At 74.4% G+C, this 14522-nt stretch carries 14 protein-coding genes; 5 read left to right on the forward strand and 9 right to left on the reverse strand.

What is annotated here, in order from left to right; genetic code table 11:
* The first annotated feature begins 140 nt into the window (after positions 1–140).
* Positions 141–794 carry a hypothetical protein gene (locus IH48_RS34480; protein WP_158710330.1) on the forward strand — a complete coding sequence of 218 codons (654 nt, stop codon included), beginning with the start codon at positions 141–143 and terminating at the stop codon, positions 792–794.
* 60 nt (positions 795–854) lie between these two features.
* Here the strand turns inward: IH48_RS34480 and IH48_RS0120495 are convergent, their stop codons facing one another.
* Entirely contained in the window at positions 855–1334 is a 480-nt protein-coding gene (locus IH48_RS0120495; protein ID WP_051840252.1) for an ATP-binding protein, read from the reverse strand.
* A gap of 156 nt (positions 1335–1490) precedes the next feature.
* Positions 1491–2402 (reverse strand): NADP-dependent oxidoreductase, encoded by a 912-nt coding sequence (locus IH48_RS0120500; RefSeq protein WP_030906428.1) that lies wholly within the window; start codon positions 2400–2402, stop codon positions 1491–1493.
* Positions 2403–2547: 145 nt separating this feature from the next.
* On the opposite strand from IH48_RS0120500, the gene IH48_RS0120505 reads away from it, so the two are divergent.
* The gene (locus IH48_RS0120505; protein WP_030906431.1) at positions 2548–4209 is read left to right on the forward strand and encodes a bifunctional 3'-5' exonuclease/DNA polymerase; all 1662 of its coding nucleotides are present in this window, start codon (positions 2548–2550) and stop codon (positions 4207–4209) included.
* Here IH48_RS0120505 and IH48_RS0120510 read toward each other — a convergent pair.
* The gene (locus tag IH48_RS0120510; RefSeq protein WP_234434324.1) at positions 4191–5228 is read right to left on the reverse strand and encodes an aldo/keto reductase; all 1038 of its coding nucleotides are present in this window, start codon (positions 5226–5228) and stop codon (positions 4191–4193) included. The genes IH48_RS0120505 and IH48_RS0120510 overlap by 19 nt on opposite strands.
* Positions 5225–6049: an SDR family NAD(P)-dependent oxidoreductase gene (locus IH48_RS0120515; protein WP_030906435.1), complete on the reverse strand. Its 825-nt coding sequence runs from the start codon at positions 6047–6049 to the stop codon at positions 5225–5227. Before IH48_RS0120515 ends, IH48_RS0120510 begins: the two co-directional genes overlap by 4 nt.
* Positions 6050–6195: 146 nt before the next feature.
* Between IH48_RS0120515 and IH48_RS0120520 the strand changes: the two genes are divergently transcribed.
* On the forward strand, positions 6196–6723 hold the full coding sequence (locus IH48_RS0120520; RefSeq protein WP_030906438.1) for a DUF1648 domain-containing protein: 528 nt from the start codon (positions 6196–6198) through the stop codon (positions 6721–6723).
* Between the two features lie 20 nt (positions 6724–6743).
* On the opposite strand, the gene IH48_RS0120525 is transcribed toward IH48_RS0120520, so the two are convergent.
* On the reverse strand, positions 6744–7631 hold the full coding sequence (locus tag IH48_RS0120525) for an RNA polymerase sigma factor SigF (protein ID WP_324604318.1): 888 nt from the start codon (positions 7629–7631) through the stop codon (positions 6744–6746).
* Positions 7632–7919: 288 nt separating this feature from the next.
* Here IH48_RS0120525 and IH48_RS0120530 point away from each other — a divergent pair, with 288 nt between their 5' ends.
* Positions 7920–9218, forward strand: a complete 1299-nt coding sequence (locus IH48_RS0120530) for a Vms1/Ankzf1 family peptidyl-tRNA hydrolase (protein WP_030906443.1) — start codon at positions 7920–7922, stop codon at positions 9216–9218.
* 544 nt (positions 9219–9762) lie between these two features.
* Here the strand turns inward: IH48_RS0120530 and IH48_RS34485 are convergent.
* Positions 9763–10161: an ANTAR domain-containing protein gene (locus IH48_RS34485; protein WP_051840254.1), complete on the reverse strand. Its 399-nt coding sequence runs from the start codon at positions 10159–10161 to the stop codon at positions 9763–9765.
* 311 nt (positions 10162–10472) lie between these two features.
* Positions 10473–11234 carry a pentapeptide repeat-containing protein gene (locus tag IH48_RS0120540; protein WP_078849904.1) on the reverse strand — a complete coding sequence of 254 codons (762 nt, stop codon included), beginning with the start codon at positions 11232–11234 and terminating at the stop codon, positions 10473–10475.
* Positions 11235–11384: 150 nt separating this feature from the next.
* On the opposite strand from IH48_RS0120540, the gene IH48_RS0120545 reads away from it, so the two are divergent.
* Positions 11385–13034: an MFS transporter gene (locus IH48_RS0120545; protein WP_078849905.1), complete on the forward strand. Its 1650-nt coding sequence runs from the start codon at positions 11385–11387 to the stop codon at positions 13032–13034.
* Between the two features lie 31 nt (positions 13035–13065).
* Here the strand turns inward: IH48_RS0120545 and IH48_RS0120550 are convergent, their stop codons facing one another.
* On the reverse strand, positions 13066–13557 hold the full coding sequence (locus IH48_RS0120550; protein WP_030906455.1) for a GNAT family N-acetyltransferase: 492 nt from the start codon (positions 13555–13557) through the stop codon (positions 13066–13068).
* A 54-nt stretch (positions 13558–13611) separates the two neighbouring features.
* Positions 13612–14496, reverse strand: a complete 885-nt coding sequence (locus IH48_RS0120555; protein ID WP_037842736.1) for an aminoglycoside phosphotransferase family protein — start codon at positions 14494–14496, stop codon at positions 13612–13614.
* Positions 14497–14522: the final 26 nt, after the last annotated feature.

Here is a 14522-nt window from a genome sequence, read left to right on the forward strand (position 1 = left end):
ATCCAGGCAAGACCATTTTTGTTCTCCACTGCTGCCCCTCAGGACGCGGCTGTGACATACAGGATGACAAGCTGTGACCTGCGGGCCGGGCCACGGGCCTGGCCGTCGTCCGGCGATCCGGGGATCTCAGGGGGCATGCCGTGCGCGGGTACACAAGGGCCGGGGCCGGGGCGGGGGTCGCGATGGCCGGCCTGGCGGTCGCAGCGATGCTGCTGGCGGGGTGCGGCGGCGGGGACGCCACCGGCGGCGGCGCGCCGAGCGGCGCGCGGCACACGGGAGGGAGCGCGCAGAACGACGGCACGGGTACGGGCTCGGACGCGGGCGCGGGCGCGGGCAGCAGCGCACCGGCGGACGGCCAGGGTGCGGGCAGCGGCACGCCGGGGCGCGGTTCGGCGTCCGCCACGTCGCCGGGCGCGCATCGGCCGTCCGGGGCCACGAGTTCAGGCCCCGGCGGGCAGACCGTGGAAGAGGTCGCGCGCAGGCTCGCGGGCACCTGGCAGGGCCAGACCGGTGGCAGCGTGGTGACGCTCTCGGTCAAGGGCGTCGAGGCGGTCGTGATCGCCGGCAGCCACGTCTGCCAGGGCACGATCCGGGACCTGGGCGTGCCCACGCTCTCGCTGACGTGCACGGACGGCGACAAGGACCGCGTGAAGGGTGTCGTGCGGTCCAATGACGGCAAGAAGGCGGTGATCGCCTGGGGAGGCAGCAGGCGGGACACGCTCAGGAAGAAGGCGCTGCCCGCCTCGCCGGGGCCGCCGTCGGCGCGTGCGACCACGAGCGCGCCACCGCCGTAGGGGTTCGCGCGCCTCGCCGCGTTGTCCACAGGCTGTGGACAACGCGGCGGCGAGGCGCGATCAGCCGATGCCGGCCGGCTCCGGGGCGAACTCGCACCACACGGCCTTGCCGCGCCGCGCCCGCGCGAAGTCGCCCCAGTCCACGGCCAGGCCGGTGACGAGCAGCAGCCCCCGCCCCTCCGTCGCCTCCGCGTCGACCGACTCGATCCCCGTCGGCCAGCGCGGCGGCGTGCGGGAGGGATCCGCCACCTCGACGCGCAGCCGCTCCCCCGCTCCGAGCAGGGCGAGGGAGACGGCGCCCCGGGTGCAGCCGCACGGGCAGACGCCGTGGCGCACGGCATTGGTGACCAGCTCGCTGACCGCCAGTTCGACGGTCGCGGCCAGCTCGCCCTCCACGCGCTGTGCGGCGAGCACCTCGCGGGTGTGTCTTCGCGCCCGCCAGACCGCCTCCGGCTTGTGCGGCAGCGGCAGCCGTGTCAGCGGCAGCCAGCGGGATCGCGGCTGGTGGACGTCGTGCGGAAGTCGACTGTCAGTGAGCATCGTTACTCTCGGACATCAGTAGGTCACTCAAAGCAACCCATGGTGCCCGAGAGGACAGCCGTCATGCCACAACTTCCCCCACTTGCCCAGGCCGGCCGGGCGATCCGCACCGCACTCGCCGCACTCGGCGCACTCGGCCCGCGCGTATTACCGGTATTACGGGACGATGACCAGCTTGCCGCGCGCGTGGCCCGCCTCGCTCTCCGCGTGCGCGTCGGCGGCCTCCGCCAGCGTGTACGTGCGCGCCACGCGCACGTCCAGCGCGCCCTCGGCCGCGAGCGCGAGGGCGTCCGTCAGGTAGGAGCGGCGCTGCTCCGGCGTGGAGCCGCCGCCGGAGAAGGCCACGCCCAGCTGCTGCGCCGCCATGTCGGCGATGGTGATGACGCGGTCGGTGGTGCCGCCGCGCAGTTCGATCGAGTCGGGCAGGGCGCCCTTGCCCGCGGTGTCGAAGACCGCGTCCACGCCCTGCGGCGCGGCCGCGCGTACGCGCTCCACCAGCCCGTCCCCGTAGGCGACGGGCGTGGCGCCGAGCGAGCTCACGTAGTCGTGGTTGGCAGGCGAGGCCGTGCCGATGACGGTCGCTCCGCGCGCGACCGCGAACTGTACGGCGATCGCGCCGACGGCACCCGCGGCGCCGTGCACGAGGAGGGTCTCGCCCTTTTCGACGCCGAGTGCGCCCAGCACACGCGAGGCGGTCTCGCCTGCGACGGGCAGGGCGACGGCGCGGTTCCAGTCGAGCCCCGCGGGCTTCTTGACGGCGACGGTCATCAGGGCGTGCTCCGCGTAGGCCCGCACGGCCGAGCCGACCACCTCGTCGCCCACGGCGAAGTCCGTGACGCCCTCGCCCACCTCGTCCACCACGCCGGCGGCCTCAAGGCCCGGGACGGACGGCAGCTCCACGGGCATGACCTCCTGCATCCATCCGTGGCGGATCTTCCAGTCCATCGGATTGACGCCCGCGGCCTTGACCCGCACGCGCACCTGGCCAGGACCGGCGTGCGGCTCGTCGACGTCGCCCACGTGCAGCACCTCGGGCCCGCCGAACTCCTCGAAAACAGTCGCCTTCATCGTGACCTCCACTCGTGGCGTGCATGCATGTGCCATGAGTACCGGTGCGATCCGGTGCCTCACTTGAGGCGTCAAGTGCCGATCGGGCCGCGTTGTTCCCGGTCTTCTCCGCCCTCTGTCAGACCCGGCTGCGAGACTCGCACCCATGACCGGACGTTGGGCGCTGGCTCCGCTGGACGACGGCGGCGCGCTGCTCGCGCCGCTGGCCGCCGACGGCTCGGCGGCCGGGCCCGTGGTTCGGGAGCCGGATCTGGTGGCGTCGGTGCGTGCGCGGCCCGGCGTCGCGCGGTGGGTGTGGCGTTCGACGCCCGAGGTCTACCCGCGGCTGCTCGCGGCGCGGGTACCGGTGGAGCGGTGCTACGACGTCGAGGCGGCCGAGCAGCTGCTGCTCGGCCACGAGGGGCGGCTCGGCGAGCCGCGGTCGGCCGCGGCCGCGTGGGCGCGGCTGCGGAAGGCGCCGGTGCCGCCCGATCCCCCGGCGCGGTCGGCGGAGCCCGGCTCCCAGTCGTCGCTGTTCGAGCCGAGGGCCGGCTCGGAGGTGCCGTTCGAGGGGCTGCTCGCGGTCTACGCGGAGCAGCAGCGCAGGCACGGCCTCGCGGAGCACCCGGGCAGGATGCGGCTGCTGACGGCCGCCGAATCGGCGGGCATGCTCGTCGCGGAGGACCTGCATGCGGCGGGTCTGCCGTGGCGGGCGGACATCCACCGCGAGGTGCTGCGGGAACTGCTGGGCGAGCGGTATGCGGGCGGCGGCGAGCCGCGGCGGCTCGCGGAGCTGGCGGACGAGGTGTCGGAGGCCTTCGGCCACCGGGTACGGCCCGACCTCCCGGCCGACGTGGTGCGGGCATTCGCGCGGGCCGGCGTGCGGGTGACGTCCACCCGGCGGTGGGAGCTGGAGAAGGTGGACCACCCGGCGGTCGAGCCCCTCGTCCAGTACAAGAAGCTCTACCGCATCTGGACGGCCAACGGCTGGACGTGGCTGCAGGACTGGGTGCGGGAGGGCAGGTTCCGGCCGGAGTACCAGCCGGGCGGCACGGTCACGGGCCGTTGGACGACCAACGGCGGGGGCGCGCTGCAGATCCCCCGCGTGCTGCGGCGGGCCGTCGTGGCCGACGAGGGGTGGCGGCTGGTCGTCGCCGACGCGGCACAGATGGAGCCGCGCGTGCTCGCGGCGATCTCGCGCGACCCCGGCTTCATGGAGGCGTCCGGGCACCCGGGCGACCTGTACGCGGCGCTGTCGGACCGTGCGTTCGCCGGCGACCGTGCGCAGGCGAAGCTGGCGGTGCTGGGTGCGATCTACGGGCAGACCTCGGGCGACGGCCTGAAGAACCTGGCGGCGCTGCGCCGCCGCTTCCCGCTCGCGGTGTCGTACGTGGACGAGGCGGCGCGCGCGGGAGAGGAGGGGCGCCTGGTGCGCACCTGGCTGGGCCGCACGAGCCCGCGGGCTCTCGGAGCCGTCGAGGACGACGAGGCCGGCATTCCGCAGGAGGAGGAAGCGCCGCAGGGCTCGACGCCCTCGTCGCGGGCGCGCGGGCGCTTCACGCGCAATTTCGTCGTCCAGGGCAGCGCCGCCGACTGGGCGCTGCTGATGCTGGCGACGCTGCGCGGGGCGACCTCCGGCATGCGGGCGGAACTGGTCTTCTTCCAGCACGACGAGGTGATCGTGCACTGCCCGCGCGAGGAGGCGGACGCGGTGGTGGCGGCGGTCCAGGCGGCGGCGGACACGGCGGGGACGGCCGCGTTCGGGCAGACACCGGTCCGCTTCCCCTTCACGACCGCGGTGGTGGAGCGCTACTCGGACGCGAAGTAGCCCGCTTGCCCCGCTCCCGGCAGGACGGCCGCCTCCGGCAGCAGGCCGGCTGCCCTGAGGTCCTCCCACAGCGCGGCCGGGACCTCGGTGGTGACCGCGCCGGCGTTCTGCCGTACCTCCGCCGCGCTGCGCATCCCCGCGAGCACCGTGCGGACCGCCGGGTGCGCCCGTACGAACGCCAGCGCGGCCACCGGCAGCGGCACGCCGTGCCCTGCGCACACGTCCGCGATCGCCCGCGCCCGGGCCACCAGCGGTGCGGGCGCGGCTGCGTAGTCGAAGACGGGGCTCTCGTCCGGCGTGGCGAGCAGCCCGCTGTTGAAGGCCCCCGCACCCACGACGTCCACGCCGCGCTCCGCGCACAGCGGCAGCAGCTCGCGGCCCGCCTCGGCCCGCAGCAGGGTGTAGCGCCCGGCCACGAGCAGGCAGTCGATGTCCGTCTCGCGGACGAACCTGGCGGGTATCGCCACCTGGTTCATGCCCACGCCGACGGAAGCGACGACGCCCTCGTCGCGCAGCGCGGCCAGCGCCGGGTACGCCTCCGTCAGCGCCTGGCGGGCGTGTTCGTCGGGGTCGTGGACGAACACGATGTCGACGCGGTCGAGACCGAGGCGCTCCAGGCTTTCGTCGAGCGAGCGTCGGACACCGTCGGCGCTGTAGTCGCGCACCCGTACGCGGTTGGGTGTGCCGTAGAAGCCGTCCACGCCCTGCACCGAGTCCGGCGGTCCCCCGCCCGGCACCAGCACCCTGCCGACCTTGGTGGACAGCACGTACGCGTCGCGCGGCTTGCCCGCGAGGAAGCGGCCGAGGCGTTCCTCGGAGAGCCCGACGCCGTAGTGCGGCGCGGTGTCGAAATAGCGGATGCCCGCGTCCCAGGCGGCGTTGAGCACGTCGTGCGCGTCCTCGTCCGAGAGCGGCGCGAACAGGCCCCCGAGGGTCGCGGCGCCGAAGCCGAGGGCGGTGACGGGCAGCCCGGAGCGGCCGAAGGGCTCGGTGGGCAGCAGCGTCGTCCCCGACGTCACCTCGCGCCGTCTCCCGTGGCCGCCGGGCGCAGCCTGAGGCCCTGCATACCGCCGTCGACGGCGAGGTCCGTGCCGGTGGTGGCGCCCGCGTACGGCCCGGCGAGGTAGCAGATCGCGGCGGCGACCTCGTCCGCGGAGACGAGCCTTCCGGTGGGCTGACGGGCGTTCAGCGCGGCACGCTCCGCGGCCGGGTCGGGCGCCGCGTCGAGGAGGCGGCCGACCCACGGGGTGTCGACGGTGCCGGGGTTGACGCAGTTGACCCGTACGCCCTCGCGGATGTGGTCGGCGGCCATCGCCCTGGTCAGGCCGAGCACCGCGCCCTTGCTCGCCGAGTAGAGCGCGCGCTGCGGCAGACCCGCGGTCGCGGCGATGGAGCAGGTGTTGACCACGGCGGCCGTGGGCGGCTGCGTGCCGGTCCTGGCGGCCACGCCCTTGCGCAGCAGCGGCAGCGCGGCGGCGGCGACCCGGGCCATGCCGGTGACGTTGACGTCGAGGACGCGTGCCCACTCGGCGTCGTCGTTGTCCTCGACGGTGCCCTGCGCGCCGATGCCCGCGTTGTTGACGAGGACGTCGAGCCGGCCGAAGCGGGCGTCGACGGCCGCGAACGCCGCGTTCACGGACGCGCGGTCGGCGACGTCGCAGGTGAACCCGTGCAGCCCGGCGGGCGCCGCACCGGCGTTGAGGTCGAGCACGCACACCTCGGCGCCGCGCGCCGCGAGTTCCAGCGCCGTCGCCAGGCCGATGCCCGAGGCGCCGCCGGTGACCGCGGCCACGAGGCCGCCGAACTCGGCGCCGTGCGTGCTCCCGGAAGTCTGAGTCATGGGCCGCCGTCCCTTTCGCCGAACACGCCTGCTGCCAGGTGCCGTCGGCCAAAAAATCTATAGGAACATCCGCCCGGGGAGAACCCGGGGCCGCAATCACTGATGACGACGGCCGGCCGGCCGCGAGAGGCCCGACAATGGCGCGCATGGTCTTCGCACCCGGTCTGCGGCTGTGGCTGATTCCCAGTGGCGCCCTGCTGATCGCGCTCGCGGTGTGGGGCGTCATGCGCTACCCGCACCTGCCCGACCGCATACCGCAGCACATCGGCGGCGGCGGGGTGGACGCGTGGACCGGGCGTTCGGTCGCGGGCGCCTTCGCCCTCGTCTTCGTGTACGCAGGCGTGACGGCGCTCCTCGTCGGCTGCGCCGAGTGGGTGCTGCGTGCGACGCCGCGAACGCGGGCGCCCGCCGCGCGGGCGGGCACGTCTTCCTACGCGTCCTACCCGTCCTCGACGCACCGGCCCAGGAGCCGGACCTCGGCCCGTCGCGTCGCCCGGTCGCTGCTGGTGCTCAACGCCTGCGTCGGGGTGTCGTTCTTCGCGGGCTGCGCGCTGATCTGGCGGTCGTCGCCCGACCCGCACGTGCCGGGTTGGCTCGCTCCCGCCGTGATCGTGCCGATCGTGGCGGGCACCGCGTGCACGGTCGTGGCGGCGCTCCGCGACCGGGCCGCGTAGCGCTGACGAGCCGGCGGACGTCAGGTGCGGTCCGAGAGGACCTCGTCCCTGATGCGCGAGCACGAACGGCTCAGCAGCCGTGAGACGTGCATCTGCGACACCCCCAGGTCCTCCGCGATCTTGCTCTGCGTCATGTCGCGGAAGAACCGCAGGTAGAGCACCTTGCGCTCGCGCGGGGGCAGTTCGCACAGCCGCGGCCGCACGGCCTCACGGTCGATCACCACGTCGATCGCCGGGTCGGGCTCGCCCAGGGTGTCGGCGAGCGCGGGCGCGTACCCGTCGGCGGGGCCGTGGAACTGCGCGTCGAGCGAGAGGGACGTGAAGCTCTCCATCGCCTCCATCCCGTCCGCGACCTCCTGCTCCGTCAGGCCCGCGTGCGCCGCGATCTCCGCGGTCGTCGGCGAGCGGCCCGCCATCTCCCCCGTCTGCGAGAGTTCCTGGCGCGCCTTGCGGATCCTGCCGCGCAGGTCCTGCACGCGCCGCGGTACGTGCACCGTCCACATGTAGTCGCGGAAGTGCCGCTTCAGTTCGCCGTCGACGGTCGGTACCGCGTAGCTCTCGAACGCGATGCCGCGCGACGGGTCGTACCTGCGCACCGCCTTCACCAGGCCGAGCGCGGCCACCTGCCGCAGGTCCTCAAGGGACTCGCCGCGGTTGCGGTAGCGCCACGCCATGCGGTGCGCGAGCGGCAGCCACGCCGTGACGATCTCCTGCCGTATGCGTTCTCTCGCCGCCTCGGCGCCGGGGCCGTCGCCGGTCAGCGCCGCGAGGGCCTCGAAGTCCTCGGACGTGTCGGGGGCGTCGTCGTGCGGGTGGTGTTTCGTCGCGGGTCGCGGGTGCTCGGTCGCGGTACGAGAGTTCTCGGCGGACGTACGGGAAGACACGCGCGTGGCCATGTGCTCACCCATCCTCGAACGGTACGGACTCCCACCGCAGAGGGCGGCTTCCCGGGACCAGACGTACACACGCCCGGAGCGGTGGGCCGCTCCCACGGGACATGCCTCCGGTCCGAAGCACACTTCATCCATCCCCGGTATGGAACAGATAAAACCATTTAATGACCATCAAATGCCGCAGACACTCATGTAACGGGTCGGAACTGCGGGTGCGGACGTATAGGGGCCGACGGTGCCGGGTACCCGCCGCGTTCAAGGCGCGCAAGCGTCAGCACCACACGCAACCCGCAGGAGGAGCACATGAACCTCGCACCCCTCGCGCCCCTCTACGAACGTCCGGGCCCCTGGGCCTCGGTCTACGTCGACACCTCGGCAACCGACCAGTCCCCCACGGGACGCCGGGCCCTGCGCACCCGGCAGGTCTGCGCCGACCTCGCGGAGCAGGGTGCGGACGAGGCGACCCGCGAGGCCGTGCGCGACGCACTCGAAGCGTTCGCGACCGAGCCTCCGGAGGGCGGCGGCGAGACGGGCGGCCTCGGGCGGCCGCCCGGCCGTGCGCTGTTCGCGTCGCACGGCGAGGTGGTGCTCGACCCGCCGCTGACCGTCGCCCCCGCGACGGAGGCCGCCGCCTCGTGGGCGCGGCTGCCGCACGTCGCGCCACTGCTCGAACTGGCCCCCGATGAGCCGCGCTGCCTCGTGGCGTACATAGACCGCATCGGCGCCGACTTCGAGCTGCGCACCGCCGCGGGACGCGAGCCGGCGGGCAGCGTGGACGGCGAGGACTGGCCGGTGCACCGCACCGCCACCTCGGAGTGGGACGAGCGCCACTTCCAGCTGAGCGTCGAGAACACCTGGGCGCAGAATGCGAAGAACGTCGCCGACGCGATCACCGCGAAGCTCGCGGAGACCGGCGCGCAGGTGACGGTGCTCGCGGGCGACGACCGCGAGCGGCGCACCGTGCGCGTGCACCTGCCGCGGCAGATGGAGGCGACGGTCGTCGAGTCCCCGCACGGCGGCCGAGCGCGCGGGGCGGACAGCCGGCTGCTGGAGGAGGACGTGTCGGAGGCCATGCGGGCGTACGCGCGGGACCGCACGGCCGGCGAGCTCGACCGGTTCCGCATGGCGCGCACCATGTCGGGCGGCTCCATCGACGCGGCCGAGGGCGTGCCGGCCCTGGTGGAGGCCGCACGCGAGCACCGGATCGGCACGCTCTTCGTGCAGCCGCAGGGCTCCGACGCGCGCCGCGAGGTCTGGGCGGGGCCGCAGCCGGACCAGATCGCGCTGCGCCGCACCGAGACGCGCTACCTCGGCGAACCCGAGCCGTTCGCCGCGCGGGCGGACGACGCGCTGATCCGCTCGGCGACGATGACCGGGGCCGACGCGGTGGTGGTGGAGCCGCCGCCGAACGGCAGGGGCGACGACATCGGCGCCGGCGCGCGGGCCGCGGCGTCCGCGGATCAGGACGTCGAGGAGGACGAGGCACAGGCGGACGAGCTGCGCACACGCGAGACGCAGGGCCCGACGGGCGGCCTCGGCGCGCTGCTGCGGTGGCCGTACGCGACGGAGCACCCGCACCACGAGCCCGGCACGGCGACGTAGGCGCGGGCCCGCCGGTGGTCCGGGCCCCGGACCACCGGCCACGTGCCGGCCGCCCACTCGCCGCCGACGGGCGCAAGGGCCGACGCCCCGTCGAGGCCCCGGGCGGTAACGGGGCCCGGCGGGCGCCGCAGAGCCGCAGGCTGCCGGCCGACGCAGGCATGTGCGGCACGCGTAACGGCTCCGCCCCGTCACAGCCGCCCGGCTCGCGGCGCCCCGACGGCACTCCGCCACCAGCGACGACTCCCTGGGAGACCCCCAAGGGGGAGGGCGGCACAGGCCCGAGGCAGCCGGCCACGGCGACGCGAGCGGAGACAACAGCGGCGCGAGACAGGGCGCGGCCCGGAGGGCGCCCCGGCGCCGCACGCTGTTGGCCAGCAGCGCCGGCGTGTGCGGCACGCGTAACGGCTCCGCCCCGTCACAGCCGCCCGGCTCGCGGCGCCCCGACAGCACTCCGCCACCAGCGACAACTCCCTGGGAGACCCCCAAGGGGGGAGGCGGCACGGGCCCGAGGGCGGCGGGCCATGGAGGCGGCGGTGCCGGCGCGCTACGGGCGCTGGGGCGAGCGGCTCGCGCCGGCGCCGCCGCCGCGGGCGCCGCGCGAGCGCTCGTCGGCCACCCGGCGCAGCGACGCGTTCAGCGCCTCGCGCACCGGGAGCGCGGGGGCGGGCCCCTCCACCCCGTCGACCAGGCTCTGCGCGATGTCCCTGAGCTTGATGTTCGTGTGCTGGGACACCTCGACGAGCACCTGCCACGCCTCCTCGGGCGAGCACCTGCCCGCCGCCATCACCAGGCCGCGTGCCATGTCGATCACCGGGTGGGACTCCAGCGCGTGCCGCAGCCCGTCGACCTCGCGGCGCAGCTCCTCCGCGTCCAACGCCGCCTCGACAGCGCGGAACTGGGCCTCGTCCGAGGCCTCCCACTCATCGCTGCGCTGCTCATTCATTCGTGTCCCCACAGGCCGGCGTTCCCGTGCGATACAAGAGTGCATCCGTGGCGCGCGGACGGCCAGCCAAGCGCACGTGATCGTCTGCGGCTGCCCGAAATCGCAGCTCAGCGGGCAGACGGTCGGCCTGCGCCGCTCCGTCACCGATTCTCCTCGTTTTCTTTTCCGCGACAGGACACATACATGCCGTGACCGAGGGCAGATGATGGCCTGCCGGTGCCGGGCCTGGGAAGCGTCGTCGCTTCCTCCCCCCACGGATGGGCTCGCTCCGGAGCACTGTGAAGGCCCCGGCTCCCCCCACGCCGGGGCCTTCAATCAGCCACCCGCACCCCCAGCTGCGCCGCGAACGCCGGAGCGAGGTCCAGCAGCTGCGCCGTGCTGATCACCGCCCCCGCCAGGCTGTCGAGCCCCCTGGCGACGTCCAGCTCGGCCACGGCCCGCAGGTCCACGTCCTTCAGCCGCACGCCCGAGAGGTCCACCCGCCGCAGCGTGCACTCCCGGAACTCGACGCGCGTCAGCTCGGCGCCCCCGAAGTCCGCCTCGACCAGCACGCAGCCGTCGAGGACGACGTCCTTGAGCCTGGCCTGCCGCAGGTTCAGGTAGTCGATCTTGCCGCCCTTGATCACCACCCGCTCAAGACTCGCCCCGTGGCACTGCGTACCTCCCAGGCGCGCGTCCACCACCTCCACGTCGCGCAGCACCGACCCCGCCAGGTCGGTGCCCACGCCCCGCACGCGGGTGAGGACCGAGTCGATGAACCGCGCACGCCCAAGACCCGCCTCGTCCAGGGCGCAGTCCGTCAGCGCGCAGTCCATGAACCGGGCGCCCCGCCCCCGCTGCCCGGCCAGGTCGGCGCCGAGGAACTCCAGGCCGTCGTAGTCACCGTCCGGCTCAAGCCCGCCGTCGTACGGAGTCAGCGGCGGCAACCTGACCTCCGGGCGCCGCGCGGCCGCGACGACCGCCTCCCCGCGCCCGCCGCCCCCTCGACCGCCGCCCCCGCGCCCGCCGTCCGGGCTCCTGCCGTCCGGCCCGCCCGTCGCCGCGTTCCCCGCGCCCCTCGTTGACCTCACCATGCGGCCCATCCTGGCCCACGCCACTGACAGCGCCGATCTCCCCGGGCATTTCCCCAGGCATCTCTCCGCACGCGCGAAACCACCCAATCGTGATGTTCTGTACCTACGGAACAGACAGGGCAAAATCCTACGAAGAAGGAAGTAGCCCCGATGAGCCATCGAAGCCCGAGGGACGGCGCGTCGGCATCCGGCACCGTGCCCGCTTCCCAGTCGCCCGCCCGGTCGGCTTCCGGAAGCCGGAGGAAGACCGCGACGGGGCCGCGGGACGACCACCGCTGGTGGGCGCTCGCCGTCATCGCGACGGCCCAGTTGATGGTCGTGCTCGACGCGACGATCGTGAACATCGCCCTGCCGTCCGCCCAGCGCGACCTGGGCCTCACCAACGGCAACCGCCAGTGGGTGATCACCGCGTACACGCTCGCGTTCGGCGGGCTGCTGCTCCTCGGCGGCCGGGTGGCCGACCTCGTCGGGCGCAAACGCACCTTCGTCGTCGGCCTGATCGGGTTCGCGGTCGCGTCCGCGATCGGCGGCGCCGCCCAGGGGCCCACGATGCTCTTCGGCGCCCGCGCCCTCCAGGGGATCTTCGCGGCCTTGCTCGCGCCCTCCGCCCTGTCCCTCCTGACGACCACGTTCAGCGAGGGCAACGAGCGTGCCAAGGCGTTCGGCGTCTTCAGCGCCATCGCGGGCGGCGGCAACGCGATCGGGCTACTGCTCGGCGGAGTCCTGACGGAGTACCTGAGCTGGCGCTGGTGCCTCTACGTGAACGTGCCGATCGCGGTCGTCGCCGTCGTCGGCGCTCTCCTGCTGCTGCACGACCGCGAGGGCGCGGGGCACGCGCACCTCGACGTGCCGGGCGTGATCCTCGGCTGCGGCGGCCTCGTCGCGCTCGTCTACGGCCTGAGCGAGGCGCAGTCCGACGGCTGGACGTCCTCGCTCGTGCTCGCCCTGCTGTGCGGGGGCGTGGCGCTGCTGTGCGCGTTCACCTGGTGGCAGACCCGGTCGAGCGGCCCGCTGCTGCCACTGCACATCGTCCGTGACCGGGACCGGGGCGGCTCGATGGTCACGATCTGCCTGACGACGATCGCCCTGTTCGGCGTGTTCCTGTTCATGACGTACTTCCTGCAGACCATCCTCGGCTACTCGCCGCTCAAGACGGGCCTCGCGTTCCTGCCCATGTCCGCCGCGATCATCGTCGGCTCCACGCAGATCTCCGCCCGCCTGCTGCCCCACCTGCCGCCCCGGGTGCTGCTCGGGCCCGGGCTGCTGCTCGGCGCCGGCGGCCTGTACTACCTGTCGTTCATCGACACGCACTCGACGTACGCGCAGCACATCCTGCCCGGCACGCTGCTCCTCGGCTTCGGCCTCGGGCTCGTCTTCGTGCCGGCCATCTCCACCGGCACGTCGGGCGTGGCGCCGAAGGACGCGGGCGTCACGTCCGCCACCGTCAACACGGCGCAGCAGGTCGGCGGCTCCATCGGCACCGCCCTGCTCAACACGATCGCGACGACGGCCACGAGCAGCTACCTGGCCGTCCATCTCGCGGAGGCCGCGCGCAAGGGGCCCGTCACGGGCGCCGAGAAGGCCGGCATCGTCGCCACGGGCACGGTGCACGGCTTCACGCGGGCGCTGGACTGGGCGGCGCTGATCATGCTGGCCGCGGCGGTCATCGCCCTGACGCTGGTGACGGCGCGCTCGCCGCGCAGCCAGGAGGCGCAGCGGGCAGCGGCGGCGGGAGGAGCGGGCTCCGGTTCTGGCTCCGGTTCCGGTTCGGGTTCCGGCTCCGGCGCCGGGGAACGCTGACGCCGCGCGTACGTACGCGGGGACGCCCCCGTCAGCGGCTGCCGTCCTTCGGCGCGCCGAGGTTCGTGAGGGCCTCGTCCGTGAGGCGGTAGACCGTCCACTCGTCCTGCGGGCGGGCGCCGAGCGAGCGGTAGAAGGCGATCGACGGCTCGTTCCAGTTGAGGACGGACCACTCGAGGCGCTCGTACCCGCGCTCCACGCAGATCCTGGCCAACTCCGTGAGCAGCGCCTTCCCGTGACCGCCGCCCCTGCGGTCGGGGCGCACGTACAGGTCCTCCAGGTAGATGCCGTGGACGCCGCGCCACGTGGAGAAGTTCAGGAACCACAGGGCGAAGCCCAGCGGGCTCCCGTCCTCGTCGTCGACCGCCATGTGCGCGAAGGCGGCGGGACGTTCGCCGAACAGCGCCTCCCGCAACTGGTCCACGGTGGCGCGCGCCTCGGGGAGCGCCTTCTCGTACTCGGCGAGCTCGCGTACCATCGCGTGGATCTCGGGGACGTCGTCCGGTGTTGCGCTACGAATCATGGCCCCAGCCTGTCACGGCCGTGCGCGGCGCCGTCCACCCCTGTCACGCCTGTTTCAGCGCGCCAGCAGCGTCCGCCCCACGAACGTCTCCCCGTCGCCGAGCGCCTCGCCGTCGTGCCGGGCCCACAGGCCGTCCTGGAGCACACGGGCGAGCGTCCAGGCGCGGGCGCGCGGGCGATCGAGGCCGAGCATCTCCGTCAGCAGGTCGAAGCGCCACAGCACATCGCCAGGGTCGAACCGGTTGCGCAGCGCCGGGTACAGCTCGAAGCCGGGGTCGCCCGCGAGCGGCTTCGGGTCGATGGCCAGCCAGCCGCCGGCGCGCCTGCGCGAGCCCAGCACGTTCTGGAAGTGCAGGTCCCAGTGGAGCAGCCGGTCGCCCGGCTCCGCCGCGACCTCGCGCACGACCGCGGCGCACTCGCGCAACAGGCCGCTGCCCGGCGCGTCGGCGGGGACGCCGGCCGCCTCCGCCAGCATGCGGGCCGTCACGCCGCCGAGCGTCCGCAGCCCGGCGGGGGCGGGTACGGACGTCAGCCGGGCCAGCAGCCGCCCGATCTCCGCGACCGCCTCCCGCGCGGGCAGCGCGTCCAGGTCGCGCGACGGGTCGGCGGCCTCGACGAGGAGCGCGCCCGTCGCCCCGTCGGCGCCGTGGTCCAGCAGCCGCACGGCGGCCCCGCCGTTCCAGGCGCGCAGCGCGACCGCCTCGCCCGCGGACTCGTCGGTGATCAGCTGGAGCTTGAGTGCGGCCCGGGCGCCGTCCGCCTCGCGGACGACGGGCAGCACCAGCGCGGTCATCCCGTGCAGCGCCGGGCCCGTGCGCCGCAGGCCCCAGCGGGCGAGGAACCCGGCCGCCGTCCGGGGCAGCGCGGCGACGAACGCGCGCCCGTCCTCGCCCTCGAACCGTGCCTGTGACGCGGCCAGTTCCGCCGGCACTTCGATCATCCGTCGAGCGTACCCACCGGGCCGTC

It is taken from the genome of Streptomyces sp. NRRL F-5126, from assembly GCF_000721265.1.
GTDB lineage: Bacteria > Actinomycetota > Actinomycetes > Streptomycetales > Streptomycetaceae > Streptomyces.